General features: G+C 69.9%; 9 protein-coding genes and 1 pseudogene. 7 read left to right on the top strand and 3 right to left on the bottom strand.

Going from position 1 to position 17,292, the window contains the following annotated elements; all coding sequences use genetic code 11:
* Positions 1-418: 418 nt before the first annotated feature.
* From ACTJKJ_RS13520 to ACTJKJ_RS13510, 3 genes are all read right to left on the bottom strand, one after another.
* Complete coding sequence (locus ACTJKJ_RS13520) at positions 419-1,660, bottom strand: MFS transporter (RefSeq protein WP_440820762.1); 1,242 nt, start codon at positions 1,658-1,660, stop codon at positions 419-421.
* A 94-nt stretch (positions 1,661-1,754) separates the two neighbouring features.
* Entirely contained in the window at positions 1,755-3,542 is a 1,788-nt protein-coding gene (locus ACTJKJ_RS13515; protein ID WP_440820761.1) for a hybrid sensor histidine kinase/response regulator, read from the bottom strand.
* A gap of 304 nt (positions 3,543-3,846) precedes the next feature.
* The gene (locus tag ACTJKJ_RS13510; RefSeq protein ID WP_217648414.1) at positions 3,847-4,536 is read right to left on the bottom strand and encodes a response regulator transcription factor; all 690 of its coding nucleotides are present in this window, start codon (positions 4,534-4,536) and stop codon (positions 3,847-3,849) included.
* A 433-nt stretch (positions 4,537-4,969) separates the two neighbouring features.
* Here ACTJKJ_RS13510 and ACTJKJ_RS13505 point away from each other — a divergent pair, with 433 nt between their 5' ends.
* The 7 genes and pseudogenes from ACTJKJ_RS13505 (at position 4,970) to ACTJKJ_RS13475 (ending at position 17,271) form a co-directional block, all read left to right on the top strand.
* Entirely contained in the window at positions 4,970-7,600 is a 2,631-nt protein-coding gene (locus ACTJKJ_RS13505) for a TonB-dependent receptor (protein ID WP_440820760.1), read from the top strand.
* Positions 7,601-7,610: 10 nt separating this feature from the next.
* Positions 7,611-8,579 (top strand): glycoside hydrolase family 43 protein, encoded by a 969-nt coding sequence (locus tag ACTJKJ_RS13500; RefSeq protein WP_297382217.1) that lies wholly within the window; start codon positions 7,611-7,613, stop codon positions 8,577-8,579.
* Between the two features lie 95 nt (positions 8,580-8,674).
* Positions 8,675-10,415 (top strand): annotated as a pseudogene (locus tag ACTJKJ_RS13495) (IlvD/Edd family dehydratase).
* A 99-nt stretch (positions 10,416-10,514) separates the two neighbouring features.
* Positions 10,515-12,068, top strand: a complete 1,554-nt coding sequence (locus ACTJKJ_RS13490) for an alpha-N-arabinofuranosidase (RefSeq protein ID WP_310732150.1) — start codon at positions 10,515-10,517, stop codon at positions 12,066-12,068.
* Positions 12,069-12,070: 2 nt separating this feature from the next.
* Positions 12,071-13,645 carry a glycoside hydrolase family 43 protein gene (locus ACTJKJ_RS13485; RefSeq protein ID WP_297382215.1) on the top strand — a complete coding sequence of 525 codons (1,575 nt, stop codon included), beginning with the start codon at positions 12,071-12,073 and terminating at the stop codon, positions 13,643-13,645.
* Positions 13,645-16,254 carry a beta-L-arabinofuranosidase domain-containing protein gene (locus ACTJKJ_RS13480; RefSeq protein WP_440820759.1) on the top strand — a complete coding sequence of 870 codons (2,610 nt, stop codon included), beginning with the start codon at positions 13,645-13,647 and terminating at the stop codon, positions 16,252-16,254. The genes ACTJKJ_RS13485 and ACTJKJ_RS13480 overlap by 1 nt, the downstream gene beginning before the upstream one ends.
* A gap of 300 nt (positions 16,255-16,554) precedes the next feature.
* Positions 16,555-17,271 carry a MipA/OmpV family protein gene (locus tag ACTJKJ_RS13475; protein ID WP_440820758.1) on the top strand — a complete coding sequence of 239 codons (717 nt, stop codon included), beginning with the start codon at positions 16,555-16,557 and terminating at the stop codon, positions 17,269-17,271.
* Positions 17,272-17,292 lie beyond the last annotated feature (21 nt).

Raw genomic sequence — 17,292 nt, 5'->3', positions numbered from 1 at the left:
GCCGGCCGGTCCGCGGGCGGTGTCGTTGACCCAGGCGTAGTCGATGTCGGTCGGCCGGCCGCGCCAGTCGATGCGCAGGCGCTGCGTCGTTGTCGTGCTGTCCATGGCGCGCATCTTAGGCAGGCCGGACGATCGCCTGGACGCGCCAAAAGAAAGAGGCCCCGGTCGTGAGACCGGGGCCGAAAGTTCGTCCGTCTGCAGAGGGAAAAGACGGACCATGCGAGAGAGAAGCATGAACAACGGAAGCTCGAATTCCGTTGTCAGGATCTACTGTACGGAGGTCCGCATCCGCGGGCACGAGGGCAACGGCGCATCGTCGCGGAGGACATCGCCCGATGCGGCTGTCAGGCGATCGCCTACAGGCCTCGCGGTCGCGCCCGTCCTCGCTCCCTGGCGCCTTGGCGCCCTTGGCTTGCCTTCAGTCCGCGGCGCCTGCGGGCGCACCGGTGGCGCCGCGCTGCTGCGTCACGCCCAGCGCGCGGTTGGCGCTGATCGCCATGATCAGCGCGAAGAAGACCACGCAGGACAAGCCCGCCGTCAGCGACGAGTGCTCCGCGATCATCCCGATCAGCGGCGGCCCGGCCATCATGCCCAGGTAGCCCAGCGACGACACCGCCGCGATGCCGTGCGCCGCGCTGACGCCCGGCACCTTGGATGCGGCGCTGAACAGCACCGGCACGACATTCGACAGCCCCAGGCCCACCAGCGCGAAGCCGAGCAGTCCCGCCGGCGCGACCGGCACCAGCAGCGCCGTGGCCATGCCGGCCGCGGCGAGCAGCCCGCTCGCGACCATCAGCGGCACCGGCGCGACACGCGCCCGCACCCAGTCGCCACCGAAACGGCCCAGCGCCATGGCCAGGCTGAAGCTCGCGTAACCCAGCGCCGAGACGCTGGCGTCGCTGGCCCGCTCCTGCTTCATGAAGAGCACGCTCCAGTCGTACATCGCGCCCTCGGCGATCAGCCCCAGCGCCGCGAGCGTGCCGATCAGCGCGAGCACGCCGCGCGGCAGGCTCAGCGGCTGCTTCTCGCCGGGCTCGGTCCGCATCTTCAGCATCGCCGCGCAGGCGCCGACGATCAGCGCCATGCCGACGCCGCAGGCCACCAGCAGATGCGTCTGCGGCGCCCAGCCCAGCAGCGGCAGCAGGCTGCCGACGCCGGCCCCGACCATGCCGCCCAGGCTGAACATCGCATGGAAGCCGCTCATCAGCGGCCGTGCCGCGAGGTGCTCGATCTCCGTGGCCTCGGCGTTGATGGCCACGTCGAAGAGGCTGGCCGTCGCGCCGAACAGCGCCAGCAGCAGCACCAGCCCGAGGTAGGCGCTCGGCACGATCAGCAGCGAGACGCCCGCCGCGCACAGCACGCCGGTCACGCCCGCGACGCCGCGCGGGCCGAAGCGCGCCACGACCCGCCCCGCCTGCGTCAGCGCCAGCAGCGCGCCCACGCCCGAAGCCAGCATCGCGATCGCGAGCGACTGCTCGCCCAGGCCGTAATGCGCCTTCACCGTCGGCACGTGCACGCCCCAGGTCGCGAACAACGCGCCGGAGACGAAGAACTGGATGCGCAGCGCCCAGGCGGCCGCCGACAGGCGGCGGGGCGTCGGCGCCGGGGCGCTCGAGGCGGAGGTCGTGGAGGAACTCGTGGAGGAGGTGTCGGCGGACATCTTCGGCAGGGCGTGAAGAGGCCGTTACTGTAGGCGGCGCGGCGTGGACCGCGCGCGAGGGTCGCCCCCGGCGAGGGCGCACGAAGTCAGGCGCTCAGGACACCATGCCGCGCAGCGCGTTGAACAGCTTGCGTGGCTGCAACGGCTTGAACAGCACCGTGTGACCGCTCTCGGTGGCGCGGCGCAGTTCCTCGCGGCTGGTGTCGCCGGTGACCAGGATCGCCGGCACCTGCAGCGCGCAGAGCTCGCGCACGGCGCGGATCGCCGCGATGCCGTCGGGCCCGTCGCCCAGGTGCAGGTCGGACAGGATCAGGTCGGGCGGCATCGCCCGCGCCCGCACCGCATCCGCCGCCTCGCCCGCGGTCGCCGCGATGATGGTCTCGTAGCCCCATTCCTCGAGCAGCAGCTGCAGGCCGAGCCGGATCGACTCCTCGTCGTCGATCACCAGCACCGAGCGCGGTTCCATCACCGGCATCGGCACCGTGTCCGCGGCGGTGGTGAACTCGGGGATCTCGGGCAGCCCGCCCAGCGGAACGCTCAGCCGGAACATCGTCCCGCGCCCCGGCCGCGACGCCACCATCAGCCGGTAGCCCAGCAGGTGCGCCAGGCGCTTGACGATCGCCAGCCCCATGCCCAGGCCCTGCGTGCGGCTGCGCTCGCTCTGGCCCACCTGGTAGAACTCCGCGAAGATCCGCGGCAGGTCGCTGGACTTGATGCCGATGCCGGTGTCCCAGACCTCCAGGTTGAGGGACTCCTCGGTGGTGCGGGCCACCACGACCACCCCGCCCTCCTCCGTGTACTTGATCGCGTTCTGGATCAGGTTGCCCAGGATGCGCTCGAGCAGCTGCGGGTCGCTGGTCACCGACTTGCCGCCCGGCGAGAAGCGCAGGCCCAGGCCCGACGCCTCCGCCTGGCCGGCGTAATGCATGTGCAGGCGACGGAACAGGTCGCGCAGCGGGAAGTGCTGCAGGTTGGGCTCGACCGTGCCGGCGTCCAGCCGCGAGATGTCCAGCATCGCGTTGAAGGAGCGCTCCAGGCCCTCGATCGAGCGCATCACGTTGCGGATGAGCGGCTCCTCCTCGGTGCCCTGCAGCCGGCGCTCGAGGCTGGCCGCGAACAGCCCCAGCGCATGCACCGGCTGGCGCAGGTCGTGGCTCGCGATGGCCAGGAAGCGGCTCTTCTCCTGGTCGGCGCGGATGGCGCCGTCGCGGTCCTGCTCCAGCGTGCTGACGTGCAGGTCCTGTTCCATCAGCAGGCGCTTGGCGCGCTGCCAGCGGTAATGCTCCAGCAGCGCCAGGCCGCCGATCACCGCCGCGGCCAGGAACCACACCGGCCCGGCGCCGGGCCGGGCCGCCGGATCGAACAGCCGCGCCACGCCCTCCGAGGCCGGCAGCAGCGCGATCACCGCCGCCCAGCGCCCCATCGGCGCGAGCAGCACGCCCACCACCGCCGCGGTCGCGGCCAGCAGCGGACCGGTGAGCAGGCCGCGCGATCCCGGCGACTCCGCCAGCCAGGGATGCAGGCACAGCAGCCCCAGGCAGCCGGCGGCCTGCAGGTAGAGCAGGCGTCGCCCGTCCCGGTCGCTGAAACCGGTGCGTGCGTCGACCTTGGCGCCGCGGTAGGACATCGACCGCGCGGTGAAGACGCAGCCTACCGCCAGCGCGACCACGCCGATGATCCAGACGATCATCCCGGTCGTCGGCGTGCCGCGCAGCAGCGCCGACACCAGCGGCACCGCGACCGCGATCAGCAACCACGGCCAGTGGCTCCAGGCCTCGTCGAAGCCGGCATCCTGCAGCCGGCGGGCGATCGCGCGGCGTTCGCGTCGGCGGCCTTCCTGCAAGGCCTCGTCGGTCGCGGACGCGGCGCCGGCGACGGCCACGAACAGGCTGGGACGCGGCGCGCGCCGGGAGCGCTTCTGGCGCGGGGGAGGCGCCGGCGGCTCCTCGTCCGGTGTCCCGCCCGACATCCCCCCCGAGGGTGGGCTCGCGGGGGTCGCGGCGGGGGGCAAGTTCATTGGGCCGGCGGCCCCGTGACCGCCGTCGCGGCGGGGCGGGCCGCCAGAAACGGCGCTCGCCGGCACGTCGTCGACGCCCGGCGAGTCGATGAGGATCTCGGTCGGCGGAAAGGTGGTGTCGGGCGCGCGTTCCTCGCCCGGGTGATCGCCTCGGTGAGCCGTGGCCACCTCAGCGGAACAGGCTGATCATGTGCGAGCGCGACTTGACGTCCAGCGCCAGCAGCAGCGAGGACACGTAGTTCTTCACCGTGCCCAGCGACAGCTGCGTGGAGTTGCTGATCTCCTGGTTGCTGCAGCCGGACAGCACCAGCTCCAGGATCTCCAGATGGCGCGGGCCCAGTTCGGCCACGCGGTCATACATGGCGGAGGACGGGAAGCGCGGGAACAGCGACCCGGCCTGGGTCGAGCGATGGCGCTGGCCCTCGGCCAGCAGCGTGCGCAGCGTGCTGCGCATCTCGGCCATCAGCGCGCCCTTGGGCAGGTAGCCCACGGCGCCCAGCGCCCGCGCCTGGCGCACGACGAATTCATCCTGCGTGCCGCTGAACACGACGACGCGCGCGTCGGGGAAGGCTTCCATGAACTGGCGCAGACCCTGCAGGCCCTTGCAGTCGCCCAGGTTCAGGTCCAGCAGCACCGCGTCCACCGCGCCCCGCTCGCCATAGGCCAGCAGGCCTTCCTGCAGCGACGCGGCCTCGACCCATTCGATGTCGATCTCGTCCAGCGTCTGGTAGAGCGTGCGGATGCCCGCGCGCACCAGTTCGTGATCGTCGACCAGCAACACGCGGCGCTTGAGCGCGGGCATCGTGTAGCCGCCATTTCCTGCTGCCTCGAATGCACGGGCAACGGACACTGCTTCCATAGGGCCTCCCTTGTTGACTGACCGATCGTCTCCGGTTCGGCCGTCGTCACCCTTTGATCACCGGAGAAGGCCCGCATGATAGGCCGATGGTCACTTGCGTCGCCCCCTCTTCAGGGGGAACCCTGAGGGGCTGCGCCCGAAACACTTGTGACGACATGTTGCTGGTGCGATTCGTCAACGTTGTCAGGCCCCTCCCCTATTTATAGGTCTTGGCCGATCCGCACCACCCCCTGTTCGGTGGGGACGCCCATCCGCCGCGCGGGCGATATCGGGGGCTGCCCTGATGCCGGAAATAGCATTGGCCAACTGGAAAATGTGATTGGCCGGGGATCACTCGGCTCCCTAGCATTTGCTCCGCTCGACAACAACCCCACGGCGGTTGTGGAGTCGCCCGGTCACCGGGTTGACACGCCAGAAAAACGACGGAGACAACATGAGCAAGATTCCCTTCGGGCTGCGGACCACCGTGGCCGCGGCCGCCCTCCTCGGGGCGGCGATCCAGGTCCAGGCGCAGAGCCAGCCCCCGGCCGACGAGAAGAAGTCGGACGACGCCAAGCTGGAAACCGTGGTCGTGAGCGGCATGCGCCGCTCGGCCGAATCGGCGCAGACCATCAAGCAGAACAGCGACCAGGTGGTGGATTCCATCGTCGCCGAGGACATCGGCAAGTTCCCCGACAAGAACGTCGCGGAGATCCTTGGCCGCGTCACCGGCGTGCAGATCCAGCGCAACAACGGCGAAGCCAGCGGCGTGATCGTGCGCGGCCTGGGCGGCGTGGTGACGCTGCTCAACGGACGCGAATTCTTCTCGGACTCGGGCCGCAGCCTGTACCTGTCGGACGTGCCCGCGACGATGCTCAAGCGCATCGACGTCTACAAGACCCAGGAAGCCTCGCTGCCCGAGGGCGGCACCGCCGGCGTCATCGACGTGCGTACCAATCGCCCGCTGGACTTCAAGGACGCGCAGCTGGTGCTGTCGGCCCGTGGCGAGCACCGCGACAAGGCCAAGACCAACAACCCCGACATCTCCGGCATGGCCTCCAACCGCTGGAAGACCGACCTGGGCGAGATGGGCGCGCTGATCGGCCTGTCCTACCAGCGCGGGCAGTACCACGACGAGACCGGCTTCGTCGGCAACCCGGAATCCATCGTCGTGCCGGGTCGCGCGAACCCGGTGCTGGGCACGGACTCGATGGGGCGCGTCTTCGCGCTGGGCGACCGCAAGCGCGTCGCCGGCAACTTCGCCCTGCAGTGGAAGCCCAACAAGGATTCGGAGATCTACCTCGAAGGCTTCGGCACCCGCATCGACCACCGCTATCAGCTGTCCTTCCTGGTGGGCGGCATCGGCATGTTCAACGACGGCGCCTGGCGCCCGGTGCCCGGCACCGTCATCACGACCAAGCCCGGCACCGACAACCTGGACACCGCGACCAACACCAACTACCCGGGCTGGGGCTTCACCTCCACGCAAGCCAAGCATGACGAGGTCGGCAACAACCAGCTGGCGCTGGGCGGCAACTGGCGCCTCACCGACCGCCTCAAGGTCAGCACCGAACTGGCCCGCACCCGCAGCGTGATCGACTGGGTCAACCGCATCCTGGACACCGGCTACAGCCCGACCAGCACCGTCGCCGCGGTGCGAGGCGGTGGCGGCTACATCGACTACCCGGGCCTGGACCTGACCGACGCCGCGAACTTCCGCGTCAACGGCGGCGTCGACGTGCGCGGCCGCCGTGAGGGCAAGTCCACCGACTGGCGCGCCGATGCCGACTACGACATGGGCGACGGCTTCCTGAAGGAGCTCAGCACCGGCGTGCGCCTGGCCAAGCGCGACGCGATGTCGATCAACACCAACATGCCGTGGACGACCTCGTTCTCGGCGGTGGGACAGACCCTGACCAACTTCCCCGGCATCTACGAGGTCTCGCCCAGGACTTACGGCGACTTCGGCGTGAAGCAGTACGTCTTCGCGTCCCGCGACTGGCTGCTCGACAACGGCGAGGGCTTCCGCCAGATGCTGACCGGCAGCACGGCGCTGACGCCGTACGACCCGATGACGCTCTTCGACGACACGGAGAAGACCAGCGCGCTCTACGGCCGCGCCAAGTTCGGCTTCGACGCCTGGGGCGTGCCGGTCTCCGGCGTCGCCGGCCTGCGCGTGGTCCGCACCGAGCAGACGCTGCGCGGCAACTCCCGCGATGCATCGACCAACATCATCACGCCGGTGCTGGTCGACACCTCGCGCACCGACACGCTGCCGACGCTGTCGCTGCGCGCCGACCTGACCCCGCGCCTGGTCAGCCGCCTGGTCTGGGGCAAGACGATCGAGCGTCCCAACTTCGTCGACTACAACCCGGGCCAGACCAACACGCCTCCCGGCGGCGGCACCACCTTCGGCACCCTGGCCGGCGGCAACCCCAACCTGAAGCCGACCGAGTCCAACAACACCGACCTGGCGCTCGAGTACTACTTCGCCAAGACCGGCTCGGTCACCGGCACGGTCTTCGAGCACAAGTTCAAGAACCGCGTCATGACGCAGACGACGCAGACGACGATCAACGGCGTGCCTTACAACGTCACGCAGCCGATCAACGTCACCCGCGCCAACCTGCATGGCTACGAGCTGAGCTACCGCCAGTTCTACGACTTCCTGCCGGGCTGGCTGGGCGGTTTCGGCATGGAGGCCAACTTCACCTTCATGACGGGCAAGCAGACGCAGCCCGACGGCACCGACGGCCCCTTCCTCGGCCAGTCCAAGAAGGCCTACAACATCGTCGGCATGTACGAGCGCAACGGCATCTACGCGCGCCTGGCCTACAACTGGCGCGACAAGTTCCTGGCCGAGTCGCCGTACCGCAGCACGCAGCACCAGCTGTGGGTGGCGCCGCTCAAGACCCTCGACCTGTCGCTGGGCTACGAGCTGACCAAGCAGATGACGGTGTCGCTGGACGTGACCAACCTGCTCAACCAGGCCTATCACGACTACTTCGACAAGGACCCGTCGCTGGTGCGTGACGTGCGCTACTACGACCGCACCGTGGCCGTGGGCCTGCGCTGGAAGCTCTGATCCCGCCGCGATGCTCGACGACCCGCAAGTCCTGTCCCCGCTGATCCCGCAGCGGGCCGATCCCCACCTGACCCGTCACGTGGACGGGGACGGCCGCGCGCGCTACTTCTTCACCGCCTCGGTGCCGGAGTACGACCGCATCGAGCTGCGCGCCGCGGACGCGTGGCAGGACCTGCCCCACGCGACGCCGCGGGTGGTCTGGCGCAAGCCGGACACGGGGCGTTGGAGCGAGCTGGTCTGGGCGCCGGAACTCCATTTCCGCCAGGGCGCCTGGTACCTCTACTTCGCGGCGGCGCCGAGCCGCGAGATCGTCGGCGGCCTGTTCCAGCACCGCATGTATGCGCTGCGGAACCGGTCCCCCGATCCGATGACCGGCGAGTGGGAGTTCCTCGGGCAGATCGACACCGGCATCGACACCTTCTGCCTGGACGCGACGACCTTCGAGCATCGCGGCCAGCTCTACTACCTGTGGGCGCAGAAGGCGCTCGACATCCCGGGCAATTCCAACCTCTACATCGCGCCGATGCGCACGCCCTGGCAACTGGCCGGCGCACCGGTGATGCTGAGCAAGCCGGAGTTCGACTGGGAATGCCGCGGCTTCCTGGTCAACGAGGGCCCGTCGGTGCTGCACAGCCACGGCAAGGTCTTCATCAGCTACTCGGCCAGCGCGACCGACGAGAACTACGCGATGGGCCTGCTGTGGATGGACGAGTCCGCCGATCCGATGGATCCGGCGAGCTGGACCAAGTCGCCGGCGCCGGTGCTGACCACGAGCCCCACCCAGCCGATCTTCGGCCCGGGGCACAACAGCTTCGCGCTGGACGAGGACGGGCGCACGGTGCTGCTCGTCTACCACGCCCGCACCTACACCGAGATCGTCGGCGATCCGCTCTGGAACCCCGACCGCCACACCTTCGTCAAGCACCTGGGATGGACCGCGGACGGCATGCCCGACTTCGGCGACGCCGGATTGGCGTGATATCCGATTCGATATCGGAATCCCGGAAGTTTTGATTGGATCCGAATCACCTGTCTCCCTAGCATGGCTCACGGAGACATCACCCACTACCTGCAATGACCGAGGCCAAGAAGAAGATCAAGCTGCGTTCCGCCGAATGGTTCGGGACCCAGGACAAGAACGGATTCATGTACCGGTCCTGGATGAAGAACCAGGGCATCCCGGACCATGAGTTCGAGGGCAAGCCGATCATCGGCATCTGCAACACCTGGTCCGAGCTGACGCCGTGCAACGCGCACTTCCGCAAGCTGGCCGAGCACGTCAAGCGCGGCATCCTGGAAGCGGGCGGCTATCCGGTGGAGTTCCCGGTGTTCTCCAACGGCGAGTCCAACCTGCGCCCGACCGCGATGCTCACGCGCAACCTGGCCAGCATGGACGTCGAGGAATCGATCCGCGGCAATCCGATGGATGCCGTCGTGCTGCTGGTGGGCTGCGACAAGACCACGCCGGCGCTGCTGATGGGCGCGGCCAGCGTGGACCTGCCCACCATCGTGGTCACCGGCGGGCCGATGCTCAACGGCAAGCTGAACGGCAAGAACATCGGCTCGGGCACCGCCGTCTGGCAGCTGCACGAGCAGGTCAAGGCCGGCGAGATCTCGATGCACGACTTCATCGCCGCCGAGGCGGGCCATTCGCGCTCAGCGGGCACCTGCAACACGATGGGCACGGCCTCGACGATGGCCTGCATGGCGGAGTCGCTGGGCACCTCGCTGCCGCACAACGCCGCGATCCCGGCGGTCGACGCGCGCCGCTACGTGCTGGCGCACCTCTCCGGCATGCGCATCGTCGAGATGGTCTGGGAGGACCTGAAGCTCTCCAAGATCCTGACGCGCGAGGCCTTCGAGAACGCGATCCGCACCAACGCCGCGATCGGTGGCTCCACCAACGCGGTCATCCACCTGAAGGCGATCGCCGGCCGCATCGGCGTGCCGCTGGAGCTGGAGGACTGGACCCGCATCGGCCGCGGCACGCCCACGCTGGTGGACCTGCTGCCCTCGGGCCGCTTCCTGATGGAAGAGTTCTATTACGCCGGCGGCCTGCCGGGCGTGCTGCGCCGGCTCGGCGACAACGGCCTGCTGCCGCACAAGGACGCGCTGACCGTCAACGGCAAGACGCTCTGGCAGAACTGCCACGACGCGCCCATCTATGACGAGGAAGTGATCCGCCCGATCGCCAAGCCCCTGATCGAGGACGGCGGCATCTGCGTGCTGCGTGGCAACCTCGCGNGCGGTGCTCAAGCCCTCGGCGGCGACGCCCGCGCTGATGCAGCATCGCGGCCGGGCCGTGGTGTTCGAGGACTTCGACGACTACAAGGCGCGGATCATGGATCCCAACCTGGAAGTCGATGCGGACTCCATCCTCGTCATGAAGAACTGCGGCCCGATGGGCTATCCCGGCATGGCCGAGGTCGGCAACATGGGCCTGCCGCCCAAGCTGCTGGCGCAGGGCATCAAGGACATGGTCCGCATCTCCGACGCCCGCATGAGCGGCACCGCCTACGGCACCGTGGTGCTGCACGTCGCGCCGGAGGCCAAGGCCGGCGGCCCGCTGGCGGTGGTGCGCGAGGGCGACTGGATCGAGCTCGACTGCGCCGCCAACCGGCTGCACCTGGACATCAGCGATGCGGAGCTGCAGGCGCGCCTGGCCGACTGGGCCGCGAAGCAGCAGCCCGATCCCGCGGACCAGAGCGGCTACCGCAAGCTCTATGTCCAGCACGTGCTGCAGGCCGACGAGGGCTGCGACTTCGATTTCCTGCGTGGCTGCCGCGGTTCCGCGGTGCCGCGGCACTCGCACTGACCGTGCGCATGGACTGAAGAACGAAGGACCGGGAACGGTCCTTCGTCGTTTCGGCACCGCAGAGTGCCGACGAAACGATAACGACACCTGGAGACAAGCATGACCATGAAGAGGACGGCCTTCGGCCTGGCCGCGGGCGCCCTGCTCGCCTGGAGCGCGCACGCGGCCGATGTTCAGCTCACCGTCGATGCGGGCAAGCCCGGTCCGGTGATCCACCGCAATGTGTACGGCCAGTTCGCCGAGCACCTGGGCACCGGCATCTACGAAGGCATGTGGGTCGGGCCCGACTCCAAGATCCCCAACGTGCGCGGCTGGCGCAAGGACGTCGTGGGCGCGCTCAAGGCGCTGAAGGTGCCCCTGGTGCGCTGGCCCGGCGGCTGCTTCGCCGACGAGTACCACTGGCGCGAAGGCATCGGCCCGCGCGGCAAGCGGCCGGTGAAGGTCAACACGCACTGGGGCGGCGTGGCCGAGAACAACGCCGTCGGCACGCACGAGTTCTTCGACCTGGTCGAGCAGCTCGGCGCCGAGGCCTATGTCAACGGCAACCTGGGCACCGGCAGCGCGCAGGAGATGGCCGAGTGGCTGGAGTACATGACGGCCGAAGGCAACTCCACGCTGGCGCAGCTGCGCCGCAAGAACGGCCGCGACAAGCCGTTCAAGGTCAGCTACTTCGCCGTCGGCAACGAGGCCTGGGGCTGCGGCGGCAACATGACGCCGGAGTACTACGTCAACCAGTACCGTCAGGTCGCGACCTTCCTGAAGACGCCGGACAACAACCGTCCGAAGTTCATCGCCAGCGGTGGCAATGCCAACGACACGCGCTGGACCGAGGTGCTGTCGACGCAGAACATTAAGTTCAACTTCGACGCGATCGGCCATCACTACTACGTGTTCCCGAGCGGCAAGTGGGAAGGCAAGGGATCGGCGGCCGGCTTCAAGGAAGACGAGTGGATCTCGCTGCTGTCCTACACGCAGGACTTCGAGAAGACCGTCGCCGCCAACATCGCGGTCCTGGACAAGAACGACCCGCAGAAGCGCATCGGCCTCTACCTGGATGAATGGGGCAGCTGGTACGACCCGGAGCCGGGCACCAACCCGGGCTTCCTGGTCCAGCGCAACACGCTGCGCGACGCGGTGCTGGCCGCCCTGCACTTCCACATGTTCCATGCGCATGCGGACCGGGTGCACATGACCAACATCGCGCAGATGGTCAACGTGCTGCAGGCCATGATCCACACGGACAAGACCCGCATGGTGCTGACGCCCACGTATCACGCCTTCGCGCTGTACACGCCGTTCCAGGATGCGACCACGCTGCCGGCGACGCTGAGCGGCAATCCCGAGTACGCGCTGGCCGGCAAGTCGCTGCCGGCGGTGAGCGCGTCGGCCGCGCGCGGCAAGGACGGCAAGCTCTACCTGGCGCTGATCAACGTGAACCCGCGCGAGGCGCAGACGGTGAAGCTGGCCGTGCAAGGCGCCGCGGCGCGCCGCGCCGTTGGCCAGGTGCTGAGCGCCGAGGCCATGGACAGCGAGAACACCTTCGCCAAGCCCGAGGCCGTCAAGCCCAAGGCCTACGAGGCGCAGGCGAAGGACGGCGCGCTGAGCCTGCCGCTGCCGCCCAAGTCCATCGTCGTCGTCGCGCTGGAGGGCTGAGCATGAGCACCCTCAACAGACGCACCCTGCTCGCGCAGGGCGGCGCGGTGGCGCTCGTCCTGACGGGATGCGGCGGTGGTGGTGGCGGGTCGTCCAGCGTCGACGTCAGCGCGGCACCGACGCCGAGTCCCGCGCCAGCCCCCGCACCGGCCCCTGCGCCGGCTCCAGCACCCGCGCCCGCTCCGACGCAGGCCGCGATCCCGTTCACCGAGATCTCGGTGCACGATCCGTCGGTGATCCGCGTGGACGGCAGCTTCCTCGTGTTCGGCTCGCACCTCGCGGCGGCGAAGACCACCGACCTGATGAACTGGACGCCGGTCGCCGACGGCGTCAACGACGCCAATCCGCTGTTCAACAAGGTCACGACGGCGCTGGCCGACACCTTCGCCTGGGCGCAGGTCACCGACCTGTGGGCGCCGGACGTGGCCCGGCTCGACGACGGCAAGTTCCGCATGTACTACTGCGCCTGCAAGGGCGACTCGCCGCGCTCAGCGCTGGGCGTGGCGATCGCGGACGCGGTCACCGGTCCCTACGTGAACCAGCAGATCCTGCTGAAGTCGGGCCAGTGGGGCCTGCCCAGCGAGGACGGCACGATCTACGACGCCACCGTGCATCCCAACGTGGTCGATCCGAACGTCTTCAAGGACGCCACCGGTCGGCTCTGGATGGTCTACGGCTCGTACTCGGGCGGGCTCTTCATCCTGGAGCTCGACAAGACGAGCGGCCTGCCGCTCGCGGGCCAGGGTTACGGCAAGCACCTGATGGGCGGCAACCACGCCCGCATCGAGGGCGCCTACGTGCTCTACAGCCCGGCCTCGCAGTACTACTACCTGTTCTGCAGCTTCGGCGGGCTGGACGCCAACGGCGGCTACAACCTGCGGGTGTCGCGCTCGCGCAATCCCGATGGCCCGTATCTGGACGGACGCGGCACCGACATGGCCACCGTCAAGGGCGCTGCGGGCACGCTGTTCGACGACGCCAGCATCGCGCCGCACGGCCAGAAACTGATGGGCGGCCACCAGTGGAGCCTGGCGGCCGGAGAGACGGGCACGCCGCTGGGCTACGTCTCGCCGGGGCACAACTCGGCCTACTTCGACGCGGGCACCGGGCAGTACTTCCTGATCTTCCACACCCGGTTCCCGGGCACCGGCGAATTGCACCAGGTCCGCGTGCACGAGATGTTCCTCAACGCCGACGACTGGCTGGTCGCCGCGCCCTTCCGCTACGCGCCGCTGTCGCTGGCGACGCCGGCGGTGACGGCCGCGGTCGGCGCCGCCGAGGCGGCGGGCAGCTACCAGCTGATCAACCACGGGCTCGACATCACGGCCGTGTCCAAGAGCGCCATCGCGGTGAAGCTCGGCGGCGACGGCACGGTCAGCGGCGGCGCGAGCGGGACGTGGACGCATCAGGGCAACAACCGCATCAGCCTGACGCTGACCGGCAGCGGCACCGCGGGAGGGACCTTCGCCGGCGTGCTGTCGCGGCAGTGGAACTCCAAGGCCGGGGCCTTCGTCGTGACCTTCACTGCGCAGTCGAGCGGCGGCGTGTCGCTCTGGGCCGCGCGCGCGGGCGACTGATGCGGCGCGACTTCCTGCGCCAGTGCGCCTGCGGCGTCGCGAGCGCGGCCGGAGCGGCGATGGGCGGCCCGGGCCGCGCGCTCCTCGGTCCCGCCTTCGGCGCGCTGCTTGCGACGGATGCGATGGCCCACGCCGGCGCGACGCCGGCGTCCACCTCCGAGGACGCCGCTTCCGCGATCACACGGCGCCACGCGACCGAGGCCATGTCGACCGCCGCCCGCGTGCCGCTGTCGCAGGTGCGGCTGCTCGACGGCCCGCTGAAGGCGGCGCAGGACGTCGACCAGCGCTACCTGATGGCGCTCGATCCGGACCGGCTGCTCGCGCCCTTCCGGCGCGAGGCCGGCCTGCCGCAGCCCAAGCCGTCCTACGGCAACTGGGAGAGCAGCGCCCTGGACGGTCACATGGGCGGGCACTACGTGTCGGCGCTGGCGATGATGGCGGCGTCCACCGGCGACCCGCAGGTGCATCGCCGGCTCGTCGAGGTGCTGCGCGAGCTCCGCCAGTGCCAGCTCGCCCATGGCGACGGCTACCTCGGCGGCATCCCCGATGGCAAGGCCGCCTGGCGCGAGGTCGCTCGTGGGGAGCTCAAGGTCGACAGCTTCTCCGTCAACGGGCGCTGGGTGCCTTGGTACAACCTGCACAAGACCTTCGCCGGCCTGCGCGACGCGTGGCAGCTGACGCAGGAGCCACTCGCGCGCGAAATGCTCATCGACCTGGGCGCCTGGGCGCTGGCCCTGCTCGAGCCGCTGAGCGATGCGCAACTGCAGGACTTGATGCGCGCCGAGCATGGCGGCATGAACGAGGTCTTCGCCGACATCGCCGCGATGAGCGGCGGCGCGCGTTACCTGCGCCTGGCCGAGCGCTTCTCGCACCGCGCGATCCTCGATCCGCTGCGCGAGCCCCGCGACGCGCTGACCGGGCTGCATGCCAACACGCAGATTCCCAAGGTGATCGGCTTCGCCCGCATCGCCGAGGAGCGCGACCCCGGCGCGGCGGACAAGGACTGGCTGGCGCCCGCGCGCTTCTTCTGGACCACGGTGCGCGAGCGCCGCAGCGTCGCCATCGGCGGCAACAGCGTCAGGGAGCATTTCCATCCGCTGACCGACTTCCAGCCCATGCTCGACGAGGTGGAAGGTCCCGAGACCTGCAACACCTACAACATGCTCAAGCTCACCGAGCTGCTGCACGCGCACGCGGCCGGCGACGAGGAGCGCGCACGCTACGCCGACTACTACGAGCGCGCGCTGTTCAACCATGTGCTCGCGTCGCAGCATCCGGCGGGCGGCTTCGTCTACTTCACGCCGATGCGGCCCAACCACTACCGGGTGTACTCGCAGGTCGATCTCGGCATGTGGTGCTGCGTCGGCTCGGGGCTGGAGAGCCACGCGCGGCACGGGCAGTTCATCTACACGCGCGACGAGGGATCGAATGCCGAGGGCGCGCCGGTGCTGTTCGTCAACCTGTTCGTGGCCTCGTCCCTCGACTGGCGCGAGCGGGGCCTGCGGCTGACGCAGCACACGCGCTTCCCCGACGAGTCGACGACGCGCATCGTCATCGACGAAGCGCCAACGCAGGCCCGCTTCACGCTGAAGATCCGGCATCCGGGATGGCTCGCGCCGGGCGCGCTCCGGGTCAAGGTCAACGGCGAAGCGCTTGCCCTGAGCGCCGCGGACCGGCAGCCGGGCGGCTATGTCGCGCTGACGCGCGACTGGCGCGCCGGCGATGTCGTCGAGGTCCGCCTGCCGATGCGCACGACGCTCGAGGCCCTGCCCACGCGGAGCGACTTCGTCGCGGTGCTGCACGGCCCGATCGTGCTCGCGGCGCGGACCACGCCGATCGCTGGCGAGCGGCTCGAGTACCGGGCCGGCGAGGCGCGCATGGACCACGTCGCGCAGGGCGCGCTCGTGCCGCTGGCGCAGACGCCGCAGTTCGTCAGCGCGAAGGCGGACTTCGGCGGACGGCTCGCGCCGGTGCCGGGCCGCTCGCTGAGCTTCAGCGCCGGCTCGCTGCTGCAGGGACCGGATGGCGCGCCGATGCCGGACCTGGTGCTCGAGCCCTTCTTCCGCGTGCATGACTCGCGTTATGTCCTGTACTGGCCCTGCAGCACGCCGGCCGAGGCGAAGGCGCGCCGCGAGCGACTGGCCCTGGAAGAGCGCGAACGGCTGGCGTTGCAGGCCCGCACCGTCGATGCGGTCGCGCCCGGCGAGCAGCAGCCCGAGAGCGACCACGGCTTCGCTGGCGAGGGCATCGAGACCGGCCTCAACAAGGGCCGCCGCTGGCGCCATGCGACCGCGTGGTTCAGCTATCGCCTGAACGATCCCAAGCGCGAGGGCCGGCTGCTGCGGCTGGCCTTCTCGGCGCTGGATGACGGCCGCCGGTTCTCGGTCTGGGTCAACGACCGGCGGCTGGCGGATCTGACGCTGCGCGCGGACGAGGCCACCGACCGGGCTCCGGGCGCGGAGATCTACAGCCGCGACTTCCCGTTGCCCGAGGACTGGCCGCGAGCGGCGGACGGCGCCGTGCGGGTGCGATTGGTCGCGGAGCCCGGCTCGATCGCCGGCGGGATCTACGACCTGCGGCTGTTGCGGGCCAGCGCGCCGGCGCACTGACGGCGCTTCCAGGCGCTCGGACGACCCAGGCGGCCCGGACGGATCGAGCGCATCGGACAACCGGAGCGACCGGGAGGCGGGAACGGGTCGGTTCGCGGCGACAGATTGCCGCAAGGTTGCGGCGGGGACCTCTTCCTAGAATCCCGCAACCTGTTTTCGTCCATGCGCCGCTCCGTCCCTTGCCCGCCCGCGCGCGGCGCCGCCGCCCTCCGCTGCGCCGCGCGAGCCACCCTCCCCTTGCTTGGCGCCGGCCTCATGGCCGGCTCGGCGGGATGCTGGGCCGCCGGCAGCCTCGTGTTGATGGACGCACCGCCCGAGGCCGCGAGCTGGTCCGGCGGGGCGACCGCCCACAGCTGGCCGTCGGCGCCGGGTAGCCGCTCGCGCAGCGACGATCTCCTGCCGGCGCTGGAATACCTCGCGCCCAGCGGCGCCTTCGTATCGACCGACCTGGGCGTCGGCTGGAACCTCGTGCCGTTGCTCGCCGGCGCCGAGGCCGCCAGGACCTGGCAGGTCGGCGCCCGGCTCTGGCCGCAGTTCGGCCGCCCGTCGCGATTCACGCCAAACGGCATCGACCGGCTAGGGCCGCGCGTCACCACCGAAGCCTTCGCCAACGTCCAGGCGACGCCGTGGCTGCTGCTGCAATCGGGCCTGTCCTGGGGCAGCGCACGTCATCACGACGGGCAGTTGCTGGAGCTCGGCATCACCTCCGGCCTCCCCGTCGGCGACGACCTGATCGCGGTGACGCTGGCAGCGACCGCGGCCAACGGCGCGCACCTGCGCAGCAGCTACGGCGTCGGTCCCGGCGAGTCGCTCGCCAGCGGCCTGCCCAAGTGGCGCCCGCGTGCCGGGATGATGGACTGGAGCGTGGCGCTGAGCGGCGAGCACAAGTTCTCCGAGCGCTGGTCCGTCAGCGGGCAGTGGCTCAACGCGCGCCTGGTCGGCGACGCGGCGCGGTCACCGCTGACCAACTCGAAGTCGCAGCAGACCTTCAGCCTGAGCCTGTGGCATCGCTTCTGAGCGGTCGCAGGTCCGTCGCCA

Source organism: Roseateles sp. 22389 (assembly GCF_052044995.1).
Lineage (GTDB): Bacteria > Pseudomonadota > Gammaproteobacteria > Burkholderiales > Burkholderiaceae_C > Roseateles.
Note: the sequence above shows the minus strand (reverse complement) of the source record. Positions and strands in the feature narration are given on the sequence as shown.